The sequence below is a fragment of the Actinopolymorpha pittospori genome, assembly GCF_014873875.1.
GTDB lineage: Bacteria > Actinomycetota > Actinomycetes > Propionibacteriales > Actinopolymorphaceae > Actinopolymorpha > Actinopolymorpha pittospori.
This window is the reverse complement of sequence record NZ_JADBEM010000001.1, coordinates 8,110,000-8,126,837: the sequence shown is the minus strand read 5'-3', so window position 1 is coordinate 8,126,837 and position 16,838 is coordinate 8,110,000. Positions and strand designations below refer to the sequence as shown.

Annotated in this window: 14 protein-coding genes; 7 read left to right on the top strand and 7 right to left on the bottom strand. The window is 70.7% G+C overall.

The genetic code is table 11. From position 1 onward, the window contains the following. Window positions 1-19: 19 nt before the first annotated feature. Window positions 20-583, top strand: a complete 564-nt coding sequence (locus HEB94_RS37780) for a GNAT family N-acetyltransferase (RefSeq protein WP_192754278.1) — start codon at window positions 20-22, stop codon at window positions 581-583. Here HEB94_RS37780 and HEB94_RS37775 read toward each other — a convergent pair. Then, window positions 552-2,009, bottom strand: coding sequence for an MFS transporter (locus HEB94_RS37775; protein WP_202896767.1), 1,458 nt, complete (start codon window positions 2,007-2,009; stop codon window positions 552-554). The two genes, HEB94_RS37780 and HEB94_RS37775, sit on opposite strands and share 32 nt — an antisense overlap. Before the next feature lie 71 nt (window positions 2,010-2,080). On the opposite strand from HEB94_RS37775, the gene HEB94_RS37770 reads away from it, so the two are divergent. After that, on the top strand, window positions 2,081-2,566 hold the full coding sequence (locus HEB94_RS37770; protein WP_192754277.1) for an Rrf2 family transcriptional regulator: 486 nt from the start codon (window positions 2,081-2,083) through the stop codon (window positions 2,564-2,566). Window positions 2,567-2,569: 3 nt separating this feature from the next. Here the strand turns inward: HEB94_RS37770 and HEB94_RS37765 are convergent, their stop codons facing one another. The 3 genes from HEB94_RS37765 to HEB94_RS37755 are packed head-to-tail and all read right to left on the bottom strand — an operon-like array spanning window position 2,570 to window position 5,522. Beyond that, window positions 2,570-2,731 carry a hypothetical protein gene (locus HEB94_RS37765; protein ID WP_192754276.1) on the bottom strand — a complete coding sequence of 54 codons (162 nt, stop codon included), beginning with the start codon at window positions 2,729-2,731 and terminating at the stop codon, window positions 2,570-2,572. Beyond that, window positions 2,728-3,702: an EamA family transporter gene (locus tag HEB94_RS37760; RefSeq protein WP_192754275.1), complete on the bottom strand. Its 975-nt coding sequence runs from the start codon at window positions 3,700-3,702 to the stop codon at window positions 2,728-2,730. Before HEB94_RS37760 ends, HEB94_RS37765 begins: the two co-directional genes overlap by 4 nt. Window positions 3,703-3,716: 14 nt before the next feature. After that, the gene (locus tag HEB94_RS37755) at window positions 3,717-5,522 is read right to left on the bottom strand and encodes an NAD+ synthase (protein WP_192754274.1); all 1,806 of its coding nucleotides are present in this window, start codon (window positions 5,520-5,522) and stop codon (window positions 3,717-3,719) included. Between the two features lie 418 nt (window positions 5,523-5,940). On the opposite strand from HEB94_RS37755, the gene glnA reads away from it, so the two are divergent. The 5 genes from glnA to HEB94_RS37730 all read left to right on the top strand — a co-directional run bounded on the left by glnA (window position 5,941) and on the right by HEB94_RS37730 (window position 13,354). Continuing rightward, window positions 5,941-7,287, top strand: a complete 1,347-nt coding sequence (gene glnA, locus HEB94_RS37750) for a type I glutamate--ammonia ligase (protein ID WP_202896766.1) — start codon at window positions 5,941-5,943, stop codon at window positions 7,285-7,287. A gap of 116 nt (window positions 7,288-7,403) precedes the next feature. Beyond that, a complete protein-coding gene (locus HEB94_RS37745) occupies window positions 7,404-7,760 on the top strand; it encodes a hypothetical protein (RefSeq protein ID WP_192754273.1) in 357 nt (118 codons plus the stop codon). A gap of 307 nt (window positions 7,761-8,067) precedes the next feature. Continuing rightward, on the top strand, window positions 8,068-9,096 hold the full coding sequence (locus HEB94_RS37740; protein ID WP_192754272.1) for a glycoside hydrolase family 6 protein: 1,029 nt from the start codon (window positions 8,068-8,070) through the stop codon (window positions 9,094-9,096). Between the two features lie 403 nt (window positions 9,097-9,499). Beyond that, a complete protein-coding gene (locus tag HEB94_RS37735) occupies window positions 9,500-10,336 on the top strand; it encodes a type 1 glutamine amidotransferase (protein ID WP_192754271.1) in 837 nt (278 codons plus the stop codon). A 9-nt stretch (window positions 10,337-10,345) separates the two neighbouring features. Beyond that, complete coding sequence (locus tag HEB94_RS37730; RefSeq protein ID WP_337918190.1) at window positions 10,346-13,354, top strand: bifunctional [glutamine synthetase] adenylyltransferase/[glutamine synthetase]-adenylyl-L-tyrosine phosphorylase; 3,009 nt, start codon at window positions 10,346-10,348, stop codon at window positions 13,352-13,354. A 13-nt stretch (window positions 13,355-13,367) separates the two neighbouring features. Here the strand turns inward: HEB94_RS37730 and HEB94_RS53900 are convergent, their stop codons facing one another. From HEB94_RS53900 to HEB94_RS37715, 3 genes are all read right to left on the bottom strand, one after another. Next, window positions 13,368-14,666, bottom strand: coding sequence for a DUF2786 domain-containing protein (locus tag HEB94_RS53900; RefSeq protein ID WP_192754270.1), 1,299 nt, complete (start codon window positions 14,664-14,666; stop codon window positions 13,368-13,370). A gap of 101 nt (window positions 14,667-14,767) precedes the next feature. Continuing rightward, entirely contained in the window at window positions 14,768-15,820 is a 1,053-nt protein-coding gene (locus HEB94_RS37720) for a 3-deoxy-7-phosphoheptulonate synthase (protein ID WP_337918189.1), read from the bottom strand. Between the two features lie 271 nt (window positions 15,821-16,091). Further along, on the bottom strand, window positions 16,092-16,658 hold the full coding sequence (locus HEB94_RS37715) for a GNAT family N-acetyltransferase (protein ID WP_192754268.1): 567 nt from the start codon (window positions 16,656-16,658) through the stop codon (window positions 16,092-16,094). Between the last annotated feature and the right edge of the window lie 180 nt (window positions 16,659-16,838).

Below are 16,838 nucleotides of genomic sequence, written 5' to 3'. Positions count from 1 at the left end.
CCTGCTGGACAATCGCCTCATGTCGTTCATCGCCGCGTACGAGCCGGATCGGGAAGGCGGGACGGCGCCGGCGGCCGAGATCCGCACCGCCACCAGGTCCGACGCGACCGTGCTGGCACTGCTCGAGCAGGGCGTCCGCCCCGGTGACGTGGACGCCCGGATCGCCAGCCTGTGCGACGCGGTCGAGGACCCCGAGCACCTGGTCGTCCTGGCCTCGGTCGACTCCGAACCCGTGGGCTACGGCCGGGTCGCCTACCTCGCGAGAGACGTGGACGACGCGCCCGCTGGCTACTACCTGGCCGGAGTGACCGTGGCGCGGCGCTGGCGACGTCGCGGGCTGGCGGCGGATCTGACGGCGGCGCGGCTGGCCTGGATCTGGCGGCGTTCGGAGGTGGCGTGGTACTTCAGCAACGTCCAGAACCTCGCGTCGCTCGCGCTCCACGAGACCTTCGGGTTCGTAGAGGCCGACCGCAGCCCGTCGTTCCAGGGCATCACGTTCGCCGGTGGGGTCGGGGTGCTGCTGCGCGCCGGCCGTCCGGTCTCCGACGAGGTCAGCGCTCGGCGCGGTTCACCCGACGGATGAGGTGGACGGACAGCGCCACAGCGAGGACGAGCGCGATGTCGAGTGCCGCCGACCGGACCATGCCGGCGGAGTAGCCGGTCGTGCCTGGATGGGCGTCGGTGGTGGCCAGGAAGACCGTTCCGAGCAATGCGACGCCGGCCGCGCTCGCGAACTGCTGGGCCGTGGTGAGCACCCCGGCCGCCGCGCCGGCGTGGTGGGCCTGGACCTTGGTCAGCGCGGCGCCGATGAGGGACGGCAGAACGAGGCCGTTCCCGAGGCTCGCGATCGCCGCGCACACGGAGACCCACACCGCCGAGGTCGTGGGACCGGTCCCGAGCATGAAGGCGGTCAGCAGGGCGAGGCCGGTGATGATCAGGGCGCAGCCCGCGAGCATCACCCGGGTGCCGTACCGGTGAAGCAACGGTCGGGCGGCCAGCGCGCTCGAGGCGAAGGCGATCCCCGCGGGGGCGAAGGCCAGCCCGGCGGTGAACGGCGTCAGCCGCAGCCCCGCCTGCAGGAGCAGGGTGAGGGTGAACATGAAGCTCGCGAAGTAGAGCATGAACGCGCCGTTGGCCACCAGGCCGGCGCGGAAGGCCGGCTCACGCACCAGCGTCAGGTCCAGGACGGGGGTTCCACCGCGGCGGTGCAGGTGGTGCTGCCAGCGGATCGTGACGACTCCGACGGGTACGGCGAGGGCCATGCTGAGCCAGGTCCACAGGGGCCAGCCCGCGGTGCGTCCGAGGGTGAGGGGTACCAGCACCAGGGCGAGGGTGACCGCGATCCCCAGCGCGCCGAGGGGATCCACGGCCGCGCGTGACCTCGCGCCGCCAGCAGGCAGCATGCGACGGGCGAGCAGCGCGGCGACGAGGCCGACGGGAACGTTCACCAGGAAGATCAGCCGCCAGCCGAGGCCGCCGAGGTCGCTCGACACCAGCAATCCGCCGAGTACCTGTCCGGCCACGGAGCCGACGCCGCCGGCCACGCCGTACCACGCCAGGGCCCGACTCCGCTCGGCCGGCGGAAAGGTCGCCGTGATGAGCGCCAGCACCTGCGGGAGCATCGCCGCGGCCGCCAGCCCCTGGGCGAGGCGGGCGGCGACGAGGGTGCCCGGGCTCGTCGCGAGGCCACACAGCAGGGACGTCACGGCGAACGCGAGCATGCCGGTGACGAACACGCGCCGGTGGCCAAGCAGGTCGCCCAGCCGGCCGCCGGAGATCAGCGCGGCCGCGTAGGCGAAGGCGTAACCGCCGACGATCAGCTCCAGCGCGGCGTCTCCCGCGCCGAGGGCCTGCCGCAGGGACGGAGCGGCGACGTTGACCACGAAGAAGTCGAACTGTCCCATGAACGTCGCTGACAACAACACGGCGAGGACGCGTCCCCGCGGCAGCTGGAGCGTCGCTTCGCGGCTTGCCGCCGTCGCGACCGGCTGTCTCGTACCGTCCGACACGTGGCGTCCTTCCGAGCGACCGGAATTTGTGGTGATTGTATGTCCACATTATCTACGTTTAGGATCGGGGTGTGAAGCTGTCGCAAGGCGTGGAGTGGGGACTGCACTGCACGGCGCTGGTCGCGCAGGCGCCGGACGGGATCGCTGTCTCGCGTCGGCTGCTGTCCGAGCACTACGGGCTGCCCGAGGCCTACCTCGCCAAGCACCTGCAGGCGTTGGTCCGGGCCGGCGTCCTCACGGCGACGCCCGGCCCGCGAGGTGGGTTCCGGCTCGCCCGGCCCGACGAGCAGATCACCGCGCTGGAGATCCTGGAGGCCATCGAGGGCACAGCGCCGGCCTTTCTGTGCCAGGAGATTCGCCAGCGCGGCACCGGCGCCGTCCCGCCGGAGGACTGCACCCGGCCCTGCGGGGTCAGCGTCGTCATGGCCAAGGCCGACGAGGCGTGGCGTGGCTCTCTCGCCTCGGTGACGGTCGCCGATCTGGTCGCGCTCGTGCCCTCACACACCCGTAAGCGCAACCGGGCGCGGTTGACGGGGGAGCCGACCGGCGATCGGTGACCCTCAGACGAACCCGGCGACGTCGAGCAGCCAGCCGTTCTCCGCGCAGGTGTCGCAGGGCTCGTGGACCAGCCCCGTCCCGGTTCGCGTCCCGGACAACTCGATCGCCGCCCGCTCCGCCGTGACGATGCCGCTGCCGCCGCACCTCGGACAGACGATCTTCATCGCTTCGCCCTCCGGGAGAGGCCGGCCGCAGCCTCGGGGGGATCGGCGGGTGGCAGCGACGGCACGGACGACGCCGGCCCGTCACGCTCACCCCGCCGGGGTCCGCCGGCAGAACGGGTTGCGCCGGCGCTGGCCACCACGACCAGCCCGATCGCGAGAAGCTGCCACGTGGTGAGCCGCTGGTGGAGGATGAGGAGGCCGACGAGGACGGCCACCACGGGCTCGAGGCTCATCAGGACGCCGAAGGTACGCGCGGGGATCCGGCGCAGTGCCGCGAGTTCCATCGAGTACGGCAGTGCCGAGGAGAGCACGGCGACGCCGAGTCCGAGCGCCAAGGTGACCGGCTCGAACAGGTTCGGCCCGCTGGTGAACGCCGCCGCCGGAACGATCGCGATGCTCGCGACCGCGAGCGCGACGGCGAGGGCGTTGGCCCCCGACAGCCGGCGGCCGGCCTGCGCGCCCAGCAGGATGTAGCCCGCCCAGCACAGTCCGGCGCCGAGCGCGAACGCGACGCCGGTCGGGTTCAGCCGTTCGAAGCCCGTCTCGCTCAGCAGAATCACGCCGAGACCCGCGACCCCGACCCAGACCAGGTCCCGGATCCTGCGGGAGGTCACCACGGCCAGGCCGAGTGGCCCGAGGAACTCAAGCGTCACCGCCGCGCCGAGTGGCAGCCTCGCCACGGCGGAGTAGAAGCAGAAGTTCATCAACGCGAGCGTCAGCCCGAACGCGACACCGATCGCGAGATCCCGTCGGCCGTAGCCGCGCAACCGGGGTCGAACCACCGTGAGAACCAGGATCGCCGCGAGCACCATCCGCAGCGTGACGGCTCCGACCGGCCCCACCCGGTCCAGCAGGAGCACGGCGAAGGCGGCACCGCACTGCAGGGAGACGGCGCTGGCGAGGACCAGGACGACCGCATGTCCCTCGCGGTCGTTCCTTCGGGGTATTACTGATCTGGGTACTGCTGACATGCTCCAGGCCGTGGTCAGGTCCGAGGTCCCTCACCGGGCGGTGCGGTCCGAGGCGGGGCGACCGGGTGGTGACCCTGCATCGTCGCCTCGCGCCACCCGTTGGTGATCGGCAGCCTGCGGTCACGCCCGAACGCCTTGAAGCTGATCTTCGGACCCGGCGGGTACTGCCGACGCTTGAACTCCGCCGCGTCGACCATCCGGATCACGCGCTCGACGAGGTCGGGGTCGAACCCGGCCGCGATGAGGTCGCCCGCGCCGGCGTCCTCCTCGACGTAGTCCTCGAGCATCTGGTCGAGGAGGTCGTAGGGCGGTAGAGAGTCGATGTCGAGCTGGCCGGGGCGGAGCTCCGCCGACGGCTCCTTGGTGATGGAGTTCTCCGGGATCGGCGGGGTCTCGCCGAGGTCGAGCGCGGCCTGGTTGCGCCAACGGGCGAGCGCCCACACCTTGGTCTTGGGCAGGTCCTTCAACGGCGCGAACGCACCGACCGCGTCGCCGTACATCGTGGAGTAGCCGACGGCGAGTTCGCTCTTGTTGCCGGTCGCGATGACCAGATGGCCTTCCTGGTTGGCGATTCCCATCCAGATCATGCCGCGGATCCGGGCCTGGAGGTTCTCCTCGGCGACCCCTGTCAAGGGGACGTTGTCGAGGAAGGTCGACACGATCGGCTCGATCGGGATCACGCGGTAGTTGAGACCGGTGCGCTCGGCGAGGTCGGCGGCGTCGTCCTTGGAGTGGTCGGTGGAGTACTTGCTCGGGTTGGAGATGGCGTAGACGTTCTCCGGGCCGAGGGCGTCACAGGCGATGGTCGCCGCGAGCGCGGAGTCGATGCCGCCGGAGAGGCCGAGGGCGACGCTGTGGTAGCCGTTCTTGTGGACGTAGTCGCGCAGGCCGGTCACCACGGCCGTGTAGATCTCGGCCTCCTCCTCCAGGCGCGGTGCGACGCCCGAACGGGTGGCGGTGTAGGCAGGGACCGGGGTGTCGCTGACTACCGTGCGCTCGACCCGGATTCCGGCGTACTCGTCCGCGCCGTGGGTGGTGGTGGCGAGGTCGAGGTCGACCGTGAGCAGGCCCTCGGTGAACTGTGGTGCCCGCGTCAGAACCTTGCCGACCTCGTCCACGACGAGGGAGTCGCCGTCGAAGACGAGCTCGTCCTGGCCGCCGACCGTGTTGACGTAGGCGAGCGGGCACATGGCCTCGCGGGCGCGACGGGTGACGAGGTTGAGCCGCTCGTCGTCCTTCGCGCGTTCGTACGGCGACGCGTTGATGGTGAGGAGGAGGCCGGCGCCGGCCGCGCGAGCCGCCCGCACGGGGCCGCCCTCCTGCCAGAGGTCCTCACAGATCACGAGGGCGATGTCGACGCCGTGGACGGTGAGGATCTGGAGAGTGTCGCCCGGCACGAAGTAGCGGAACTCGTCGAAGACGCCGTAGTTGGGCAAGTGGTGCTTGACGGCACGGGCGACCACCTGGCCCCGGTGCAGCACCGCGGCGGCGTTCTGCGGCGATCCCTTCGGCCCGGCGCCGTGGGCGAAGGTGCTCTCGTCTCGGTCGAGGTAGCCACAGATCACCACCAGGTGTCCGAGGCCGGCCGCGGCGAGCTTCGCCGCGAGCTCCTCGATCGCCGCGCGGCTCGCCTCGACGAAGGAAGAACGCAGGGCGAGGTCCTCGACCGGGTAGCCGGTCAGCGCCATCTCCGGGAAGGCGACGACGTGGGCACCGCGGTCGGCGGCATGCTGTGCCCACCTCTGGATGGCCTCGGCGTTCCCGGCGATGTCTCCGACCGTGACGTTGAGCTGCGCGAGCGCAAGGCGGATTTGTGCCACGTCCTGAGCGTAGTGGGTGAGAGCGGGGCGGCAGGAGCCGACCGGACGTCGGATTTCGCCCGCTCGATCACGGTCTGCGCCCGCGCGGTGGCACTGTGCGCGGGTTCGCGTCGACCGGCGCGGAGACGCACGTCGACAACATGTCGGCGAGGGACTGGAGCACGGTGTGGGGGACGGGTTCGGTCATAGGTTTCCGGGACGGCCTCGAAGGCCCGCCGAAACGGTGTCGAACGGTGTCGAAGCAGCGCCGAACCAGCGCTGAACCCTGGGGCGAACCACGGGCGAGCCAGGTCCGTGACCTGCCCTGCCACGAGGCGGGCGTCGGACCGCGCGGCGAGTGCGCTTCCGGGCGGTAACGTGCTAGAAACGCGGCCGGACAAGGATGGGCGTCGGTCGGCAGCGTGCTACCCGAGCGGAGATGGGACCAGTGGACAAACAAGAAGAGTTCGTACTCCGCACTCTCGAGGAGCGAGACGTGCGGTTCGTCCGACTGTGGTTCACCGACGTGCTCGGTTTCCTCAAGTCGGTCGCCATCGCACCGGCCGAACTCGAGGGCGCCTTCGCCGAGGGCATCGGGTTCGACGGGTCGGCGATCGAGGGGTTCGCGCGCGTCTACGAGGCCGACATGGTGGCCCGTCCCGACCCCTCGACCTTCCAGGTCCTGCCGTGGCGCGGCAGTCCGCCGGCCACGGCCCGGATGTTCTGCGACATCCTGATGCCGGACGGCTCACCGTCGTACGCCGATCCCCGCTACGTCCTCAAGCGGACCCTCGGGAAGGCGGCCGATCTCGGCTTCACCTTCTACACCCACCCCGAGATCGAGTTCTTCCTGTTCGAGGACCGGCACGAGAACGGCCGTACGCCGATTCCGGTCGACCGGAGCGGCTACTTCGACCACACCGCCCACGGCATGAGCCAGGACTTCCGCCGCGAGGCGATCACGATGCTCGAGGCGATGGGCATCTCGGTCGAGTTCAGCCACCACGAGGGGGCGCCCGGCCAGCAGGAGATCGACCTCCGCTACGCCGACGCGCTGGCGACCGCCGACAACGTCATGACGTTCCGGGTGGTGGTCAAGGAGGTCGCGCTCGGTCAGGGGATCTCGGCGTCGTTCATGCCGAAGCCGTTCACCGAGTGGCCGGGTTCGGGGATGCACACGCACATGTCGCTGTTCGAGGGCGACCGCAACGCCTTCTTCGAGTCCGGAGCCGAGTACCACCTGTCCAAGGTCGCCAGGTCCTTCATCGCCGGGCTGCTGCGTCACGCCGGTGAGATCACCGCCGTCACCAACCAGTGGGTCAACTCCTACAAGCGGCTCTGGGGCGGCGGCGAGGCACCGGCCTACGTCTGCTGGGGCCACAACAACCGGTCTGCGCTGGTGCGCGTGCCCATGTACAAGCCGGACAAGGGACAGTCGACCCGGATCGAGTTCCGTTCCCTGGACTCCGCCGCAAACCCCTACCTCGCCTACGCCGTCCTGCTCGCCGCCGGACTGAAGGGCGTCGAGGAGGGGTACGAGCTGCCTCCGGGCGCGGAGGACGACGTGTGGTCGCTGACCGAGGGCGAGCGTCGGGCGCTCGGCATCGATCCGCTGCCGCAGAGCCTCGACGAGGCGATCCGGATCATGGAGAACAGCGAGCTGGTCGCCGAGACCCTCGGCGAGCACGTCTTCGACTTCTTCCTGCGCAACAAGCAGGCCGAGTGGGAGGAATACCGCCAGCAGGTGACCGCCTTCGAACGCGACCGGCTGCTGCCAGTGATTTAGGCGCAGGTCAGAGCGGGTTTCCCGCTGATTCGGCATGGGGCCAACGGTCGTGGACCGGTGGCCCCATCGCGTCTCACTGCCCCTGGGCCGTCTCTGGGCCGTCCGGCGCCGGATCGGTGCCCTCGTACAGGCTGTCCACGGCCTTCCGGGCTGAGGGCGTGCATGCCGTGCTCGCGGGCGGCCTGGTAACGCTCGCCTCGCTTCGGCGCGGGGATGACTCCTGCCGCGACGAGAGCGGGCTTCCACGCGCGGTCATTGAAGTCGGTCCGCCGAATCGCTCCCGCACCCTCGAGGCGGGCGAACAGCAGCCGCCTCGTGACAAGCGGACCGTCCGGCCGGAGCCACAGCAGGGTGACCTCTACCGGCGGTTCATCCGATGCACGGTGAGCCGGGTATGCGGCACACCACCGATCGTCTGCCCGCAGTACGCCGGCGGCCGCCCCTTCCCCGAGTACGCGATCCGGCGTGAGTAGCCGGGGAACTGGCACAGCAGGTACCGCTCGTCGCCCTGAGCGTCGCGGGCGTGGTCGTCTCCGGTCCTGGTGTGTCCGATAATTACGAAGTAATACGAAATAACATTATGAGCTTTTTGGCTCGGCCCTCCCGTCATGTCATTCTTTATAGGACCTTGAGAACAATTCCGGCGCCCTTTTTTGACAAGGCCTGAAGAGATCGGCAAACTCTGTCGATGCCTGCGAATACCTCACAGGTAGTTAGGGCAGCACTAATTTCACTATCGGCAGCAAGATCGGAAGAGCCTAGACGATGCGGGATAAAGTTATGAAAGCTGGCGTATGGGGTGTCAGCCTCATTGCAGGAATCGGCTTACTGGTCGGTTGCTCCGAGGCGCCTTTGAAGGAACTGTCCCAGAACGCGTCCGCGCCACGCCAACTCCATGACCGTCCGGCACGTACCGCGTCGGGGGCCCTACCCGAGCGTTTGTACGCCGATCCCACCCAGCAGTCCGCTCTGTGGGCCAAGAAGAATCCTTCCGACGAGCGCGCCAAGACCATCGAGGAAACCATCGCCAACGAGCCCGCGGCGCGCTGGTTCGGCGACTGGAACAAGGACATCACGGCGGAGACGAGCGAGTACGTCGAGGCGGCCGCCGACGCCAGCAGCCTCCCGGTACTCGTCGCCTACAACATCTATGGGCGCGACTGCGGGTCGTACAGTGCCGGTGGCGTCAAGAGCCCGGACGACTACCGCACCTGGATCACGTCGTTCGCCAAGGGCATCGGATCGAACCCCGTGGTGGTCATCCTCGAGCCCGACACGCTGGCGCAGATCGACTGCATTCCCGACGAGGCCGGCAAGAAGACCCGGCTCGATCTCATCAAGTACGGCGTGGACCAGCTGGCCGAGCACGCGCCCCATGCAATGACGTACATCGATGGCGGCAACGCCAATTGGATCCCGCCCGCGACGATGGCCGATCGGCTGGCCGCAGCGGGTGTGGCCAAGGCCCGCGGCTTTAGTGTCAACGTCTCCAACTTCTACTCGACGGCCGAGAGCGACACCTACGGCGGAGCGATCCGTAAGGCCCTGGCATCCAAGTACGGCCTCACCAAGTCGTACGTCGTCGACACGAGCCGGAACGGCAACGGCTCAGCGAACGGCGAATGGTGCAACCCCGCCGGCCGCAAGCTAGGCACCCCGCCCCGGCTGGTCGGCCTCGGCGAACCCAAGGAGTTCGAGCTCTGGATCAAGGCGCCGGGTGAGTCCGACGGCACGTGTGGTGCCGGCGCCACGACGACGGCCGGGGAGTTTTCTCCGGACCTGGCGGTCGGCCTGATCCAGGGTCGCTAACCGGCGGTCCACCGTCGAGCCGACGTGACCGGTCGGGGTCTCCGGGCGACGCGGCCCGGGCCCCGGCCGGTCCGTGTCTGGCGCCGTTCGCTCCGGGTCACCAACCCCACTCAGATCGGCTCCCAGCCGTCGCCGTCCGGCCCGGTGAGAACAGGCTGACGTCTGGGAAGGACAACTCCTTCGCAAACACGGCCCCGGTCACAGGTAGCCAAAGCTTCAATCTAAGTTGGCACCGGGCCGTTCGTGGGCCGTGGGAGGTCAGCCAACGGTGACCGACAACGACCAATGACGACCGCTCCGCCCGCAGGTCAGCGAGTAGTGCACGCGCGGCGCCGCACCTGGTAGACGCGGCACAACAGTTCCTGCGCAACAAGCAGGCCGAGTGGGAGGAATACCGCCAGCGATGACCGCCTTCGAACGTGACCGGCTGCTGGTGGTCCAGCACGAGGACGACTGCCCGCTCGGGTGGTTCGGACCGTGGCTCGCCGAAGGCGGGATCGCCGTCGACGTCGTACGCCCCTACGCGGGCGATCCGCTGCCCGGCCTGGACGGCCACGCCGGACTCCTCGTGCTGGGTGGGTCCATGGGGGCCTACGACGACGCGACGTGCCCATGGCTCGGTCCCGTCAAGGCTCTGTTGCGCGAGGCGGTGGCGCGGAGGCTGCCGACCCTCGGCATCTGCCTCGGACACCAGCTCCTCGCCGTCGCCTGCGGCGGACGGGTCGACCGTAATCCCGACGGGCGGACGATCGGCCTTGTCAAGCTGAGCTTGGCAGACGCCGCGCACGGCGACCCGATGTTCGGTCAGGTCGCGGACGGTGCTGCCGCGGTGCGCTGGAACCAGGACATCGTCGTCGACCTCCCACCGAAGGCGAGCCTGCTGGCGACCGACGACAGGGGCACGCCGTACGCCGTCTGCGTCGGCGAGCGTGCGTGGGGCGTGCAGTTCCACCCCGAGGCTGGACCCGGCCCGCACCTGGCGTTCGTTCGCGCTGGACTTCGCCGGCCAGGTCCGCGCCGCCGCGGCGACCTCGGCCTGATCACCGCGTCGCGACAGACCGGGGTCCCCAGCCGAGCTGGTCGGTCGGCCACCGGCCGGCCCGCCAGCCGAGGGGACGAGCGGGAGGAGCTCGCCCGACAAACCGCACCGAAGCGCCCCGGTCGCCGGGCTCCCACCGTGGTTGACGCCACCGCTCCGGTCGGGGAGGACCTCGCCGGCGCGACCCGCCGCCTCGCATAGGGTGAATCGGTGACGGAACACGGGACGCTTCCCAGCATGGGCACGCTGGTGCGGTGGGGCTTCACCGAGCCGGAGGCCGCGCTATGGCGGATCGAGGAGCTGCGCGGCGACCCGCTGCCGTGCCTCGAGAGCGCCGGGCAGGCCGCCGATCCCGACCAGGCGTTCGCGCTCCTTCTCGACCTGCTGGCGGCGAGCCCCGACCCTGAGGAGCTGGAAGCCGGGCTGCGCGCGGATCCGCTGCTACGCGGGCGACTCCTACGGGTACTCGGCGCCAGCACCGGCCTGGCCGAGCATCTGATCCGTCATCCGGAGAACGTCCAGGAGTTGGCCGACCCCGACCTCGCCGCGGTCCGACCGGCGGCCTGGGCACTGCGTGCCACCCTGGTCGAATCCGTGGGCGCCGATCCCCGGGCGAGTGAGCCGGTGGCCGCCTCCGCCGAGCCGGACGTGGCCGACGCCCTCCGGGTCGCCTACCACCGGCTGCTGCTCCGGCTGGCCGTCCGCGACCTCAGCAATGAGATCCGGGTCGACGACGTGGCTGCCGAGCTCGCGGACCTCGCCGCCGGCACCCTGGAGGCGGCGCTCGCGATCGCCCGCGCGCGACTGCCGGAGAAGTCCACCCCCTGCCGCCTCGCCATCATCGGCATGGGAAAGGCCGGTGGTCACGAGCTCAACTACGTGAGCGACGTCGACGTACTCTTCGTGGCCGAGCCGGCCGAGCCGGCCGAGCCGGCCGACACCGACACCGACGCCGAGGCGGACGCGCTGCGGACGGCGACCCGGCTCGCGTCCCAGGTCATCCGGATCTGCTCCGACCACACCCGTGAGGGGACGCTGTGGCCGGTGGACGCGGCGCTTCGGCCGGAGGGAAAGAACGGTCCGCTGGTCCGTTCACTCGCCAGCTACGAGGCCTACTACCAGCGCTGGGCGAAGACCTGGGAGTTCCAGGCCCTGCTGAAGGCACGCCCCGTGGCCGGCGACCGGGACCTCGGGGCGGGGTTCATCGCTCTGGTGGACCCACTGGTGTGGAAGGCGGCCGAGCGGACGGGGTTCGTGGAGGACGTCCAGGCGATGCGCCGGCGGATCGTCGACCACATCCCGGCCGACCAGCTCAACCGGCAGCTCAAGCTCGGCCCGGGCGGCCTGCGGGACGTGGAGTTCGCCGTCCAGCTGCTCCAGCTGGTCCACGGACGCACCGACCCGAACCTGCGCAGCCCGTCCACCCTGAAGGCACTGGACGCGCTGACCGCAGGCGGCTACGTCGGTCGCCCCGACGGCGCCGAACTGGCCGAGGCCTATCGCTTCCTGCGTACCCTCGAACACCGCATCCAGCTGGCCCGACTGCGGCGTACCCACCTCCTGCCCGACGACGTCGGTGATCTCCGCGCGCTCGGTCGCTCGCTCCACCTGTGGTCGGAGCCGGTGAACGAGCTCACCCTGGCCTGGCGACGGCACGCCCGTGAGGTGCGCCGGCTGCACGAGAAGCTGTTCTACCGGCCGCTCCTGGCCGCCGTGGCCAGAATCCCCTCCGAGGAGGCGCGGCTCACGCCGGAGGCGGCGCGGGCGCGGTTGACCGCACTCGGCTACACCGACTCCAGCGCCGCCCTCCGACACATCGAGGCACTGGTCGCCGGTGTCTCCCGCCGGGCCGCGATCCAGCGCACGCTGCTGCCGGTGATGCTCGAATGGTTCGCCGACGCCCCCGACCCGGACGCGGGGCTGCTGGCCTTCCGTCAGGTGTCGGACGAGCTCGGCTCCACGCCGTGGTACCTCCGGCTGCTGCGCGACGAGGGGATCACCGCCGAGCGGATGGCCAAGGTCCTCGCGTCCAGCAAGTTCGTCGTCGACCTGCTCCGCCGGGCGCCGGAGGCCGTCGCCATGCTCGGCCACGACGAGGAACTCCAGCCGCGCGGCCGGGAGCAGCTCGAGACCGAGATGCTGGCGACCGTCCGCCGCGGCGCGGACCCGGAGGCGGCCGTGGCCGCGATCCGCGGGATCCGGCGCCGCGAACTCTTCCGGGTCGCCACCGCCGACGTCCTCGAGCTCATCGACATCGACGTGGTGGGCGAGGCACTCACCGACATCGCGATCGCGACGCTCACCGCTGGCCTGGCCGCCGCCGTCCGCAGCGTCGCCGCACAGGGCCGGCCCACCCTCCCGACCCGGCTGGCGATCGTGGCGATGGGGCGGTTCGGGGGCCACGAGATGAGCTACGGCAGCGACGCCGACGTGATCTTCGTGCACGAACCCTTCGAGGGCGCCGGCGAGGAGCAGGCCGCCGAGATCGCGACCGCCGTCGTGACCGAGATGCGCAGACTGCTGGCCGTCCCGGCGCCGGACCCGCCGGTCACGGTCGACGCGAGCCTTCGACCGGAGGGTCGGCAGGGACAGCTCGTCCGGACGCTCGCGTCCTACACCGCCTACTACCAGCGCTGGTCGCACGTCTGGGAGGCGCAGGCACTCCTGCGCGCCGACGTGGTGTGTGGCGAGGACGGGCTGAGGCAGCGGTTCGTGGAGCTCATCGACCGGTACCGCTGGCCCGAGGCCGGCGTGTCCGCCGCGGACGTACGCGAGATCCGCCGCATCAAGGCCCGGGTGGACGCGGAGCGGCTCCCGCGTGGCGCCGACCCCACCACCCACACCAAGCTCGGCCGAGGCGGCCTCGCCGACGTGGAGTGGACGGTGCAGTTGCTCCAACTGCGGCACGCCGCGAGTGTGCCGGCGCTGCGGACGACCCGCACGGTGCGCGCGCTGAGTGCCGCCGCCGACGCGGACCTGCTGACCCGCGCCGACGCGGACGCGCTGATCGCCGCATGGCGACTCGCGACGCGGGCGCGGAACGCCATGATGCTGGTCCGAGCCAGGCCGTCGGACTCGCTGCCGCGCGACCCGCGCGAGCTCGCCGCGGTCTCCCGGCTGCTCGGCTACGCACCGCACGAGTCGGGACTCTTCCTGGAGGACTACCGCCGCATCACCCGGCACGCGCGCGCGGTCGTGGAGCGCGTCTTCTGGGAGTGACCCGGCCGCGCGGCTACGCGGACGTTCGCTGGTCGACCGCCTGCCGGCCCTGCCGCAGGTCGGCCAGGTCGGCCGCCACCCGCCCCGCGGCCCAACCGGAGGGGTTGGAGACGGAGACCGCGTGGGTCCTCGTACGCGGGAACAGTTCGGCGAAGAGGTGCTCGACCTGCTGTTCGCGCGCGGCGAGGACGGGCAGCAGGCGGGCGGATTGGTCCTCGTCCAGCGTGGCCTGGGACGCCGCGCCGGCTTCGGTCAGCCGCTCTCCGATCCTCGTCGCGTAGGAGACCAGGAACGACTGCCGCCAGGACCGGGTTCGCGAGGCGCCCCGGCCGTCGACCTGGCGGCCGTGGCCGAGCATGGCGCGGTTGGCCTGCAGGAGCAGGGAGGTGGTGAGGATCTCGACCAGTTCGAGGTCGAGGTCGGCGCCGACGATGTTGACGTAACCGATCCGGTCGTCGGAGACGGCGCGGCACCGGTTGGCGCGGGCGACGACGTGGGCCAGCAGGGCCTTGGCGCCGACGTACGGCGCGGTCAGCCAGATCCGACGGACACCTGCCGCGGCGGTGTGAGCTCGCGCGGACCCGGCGGACTCCAGGAGCGCGTCGTCGAGGGAGAACCTCGTCATCAGCATCTGCGCCTTGGCGGACAGTGCCTCGGCCTCTTCGGGGAACTCCGTCGACTCGGCCTTGGCGAGCAGGGCACGGATGCGCCCGAGAATCTTCACCTCGACCGCGTTGCCACGCGTGCCGCGGACACCGGGAGCGCCGGCGCCACCAGGTGGCGGGAGGATCGGCGTCAACGCCGGGGCGGCCGCGAGCAGCCCGAGGACACTCACCACCATCTCGAGAGCGCTCGGACGGTCGAGCCGCCGCCGGGACGACCACCGGGACAGGACGACGTCGTCCGCGGACGTGGGTGGGGTCGGGGCGAGCTCGTCGAGTTGTGCCTGCCAGCGCGGATCACGGCCCTCCCGCGGGTGGTGCCGATCTGCCCGCGCCACCATCGCGTCGAGCAGGTACGCGCGCGCCACGGGCGACAGGCGGCGGGCGTACTCGGCGACGTCGCGCGGCTGCCACCCGCACTCCCACAACCCGCGGAGGCCGTGGTCGAGCAGCGTGCCGACACCGCCGTCGAGGAGAGCTCCCGTCGCGTCGCCGAGCCGCGGGTCGGCGAGGGTGCGTGCCCTTGCCGCGGCCGCCTCGGTCGCACCCGAGGCGGCCGCGTCGACGGCCGCGCGCAGGATGCCGAAGAGGAGTCCGGCATCCTGCGAATCGCTACTTCTTCCCGACGTGCCGGTGGGCTTGTTCCCCACGGGACCTCCCTGTGACGGCTGGGCGACCGTGTCGAGGTTCCCAGAGATCACCGACAGGGCGGGGGAGGCTGCTCACCACGCGTGGACGCCGGGCCACCCGGTCAGCGGGTCCGGCGGGTACGAACCGCGGCAGCGAGCTCTCGCAGCACCTCGGCCGTCGGCTCCCAGCCCATGCAGGCGTCGGTGATGCTCTGGCCGTAGCGCAGCTGGTCGGCCTGGCCCTCGACGAGGTTCTGCCGGCCGGGCTCGAGGAAGCTCTCCAGCATCATGCCGATGACTCCGTGCTGTCCGCCCGCGACCTGGTTCGCGACGTCCGTCACGACGAGGGGCTGGCGCAGGTGGTCCTTGCCACTGTTGCCGTGGCTCGCGTCGACGACCACGTGTTCGGGCAGGTCGGCCTTGGCGAGGCGGCCCAGGGCGTCCGCCACGCTGGCCGCGTCGTAGTTGGGCCCGGCCTGGCCACCGCGCAGGATCACGTGGCAGTCGGGGTTGCCTCGGGTGGTGAGGATCGCGGCGACGCCGTCCTCGGTCACTCCGGTGAACACGTGGCTCACCGCGGCCGCCCCGATGGCGTCGATGGCACCCTGCACGTCGCCGCCCGTGGAGTTCTTGAAGCCGACCGGCATCGACAGGCCGCTCGCGAGGTGACGGTGCACCTGGCTCTCCGCCGTCCGCGCACCGATCGCGCCCCAGCTCACCGTGTCGGCGATGTACTGGGGAGTGATCGGGTCGAGGAACTCACAGCCCGCCGGAAGTCCGAGCTCCAGGACGTCGAGCAGGACCTTGCGCGCGGTCCGCAGCCCCTTGTTGACGTTGAAGCTGCCGTCGAGGTCGGGGTCGTTGATCAGACCCTTCCAGCCGAGCGTCGTACGAGGCTTCTCGAAGTAGACCCGCATCACGACGCACAGGTCGTCCGCGAGTTCGGGGACGATTCCGGCGAGGTGGTGGGCGTAGTCCAGCGCAGCGGCCGGGTCGTGGATCGAACAGGGTCCCACGACCACGAGCAACCGGTCGTCGTCACCGGCGAGGATGCGCGTGACGTCCTCGCGGCCCCGAACGACCACGGCGGCGGCCTCGTCGCTCAGCGGCAGTTCCTCCCGCAGCAGGGCCGGGGACAGCAGCGGACGGGACTGACTGATCCGGAGGTCGCGCACGGTCCGCGTGGATGAGGGAGGGGGAGTGGATGACACGGTCGGAGGTCCTTTCCTCTGGGGAACCGCCCCGTGGCACCACCCGGGCCGGCCCCCTCTTCGGGGCATGAAAAAAGGCAGAGTCCCCGTGGACGCTGCCTTGCCGGCTCTGGGTGGGGGTGGGATCAGCGGATGCTCGCGCTGCCGGGCCCACCCAGGGCCGGCTCGCTAAACCAATAGCACCGCTGCATGGCCGCTACCTTAGCGGCCGTCACCGAGCCCCGGCAACGCGGCGTCAGGAAAGTCTTGACATACGGTCCGGGACGATTCGGGAACAGTTGGCAACCATCCGGCAGACAGCCGAAATCGGTACCGGGGACAGGTCAGCCGTCGGCCAGGACGGGGTCGGGTCCCGGTGCCGAGGGCGCCCCCGCGATGCGGTCGACCCGGCTGGGCCGCTCGAGATACCGGTGGGACGGGGGAGGGCCGAAGCCGCGTACAGTCCGTGGGCGTCGGCGGTGTGCAGCATCCAGCGGAAGTCGGCGCCCGGTCCGTCCTCGATCATCGCCGCGACGAGGCGCTTGCCCAGGCCCCTGCCCCGGACCGAGGGGGAGACGTAGACGTCGGCGAGGTAGGCGATGGCCACGCCGTCGGAGACAGCCCGCGCGAAGCCGACCATGTGCCCACTCGCACGCTCGTAGACGCCGACCACCCGCCAGACCGAGTCGAGCTGCCGTCGTACGTCGTCGCGGGTGCGCCACCGACCCCAGTAGGCCTGCGTCGAGAGGAACTCCCAGAGCGCGTCCAGGTCGATGCGACCGGGTCGGTCGTCGAACTCGAAATCGTCGTCCACGCTGGCCATGACTGGACAAGGTACCGGAGTGGACTCGCTGGTCTGTGCAGCTCGCGGCGGTAGTGCTCGTGGAACAGATGACTGTGTCCGATGACTGTGTCCGAAGGATGCACGTTCGGATAGAACCAACAGAACACGATGCGTGGCGAGCTACCCTCCTGCCTGTGGCAGGTAACCGGCGAAGAAGCT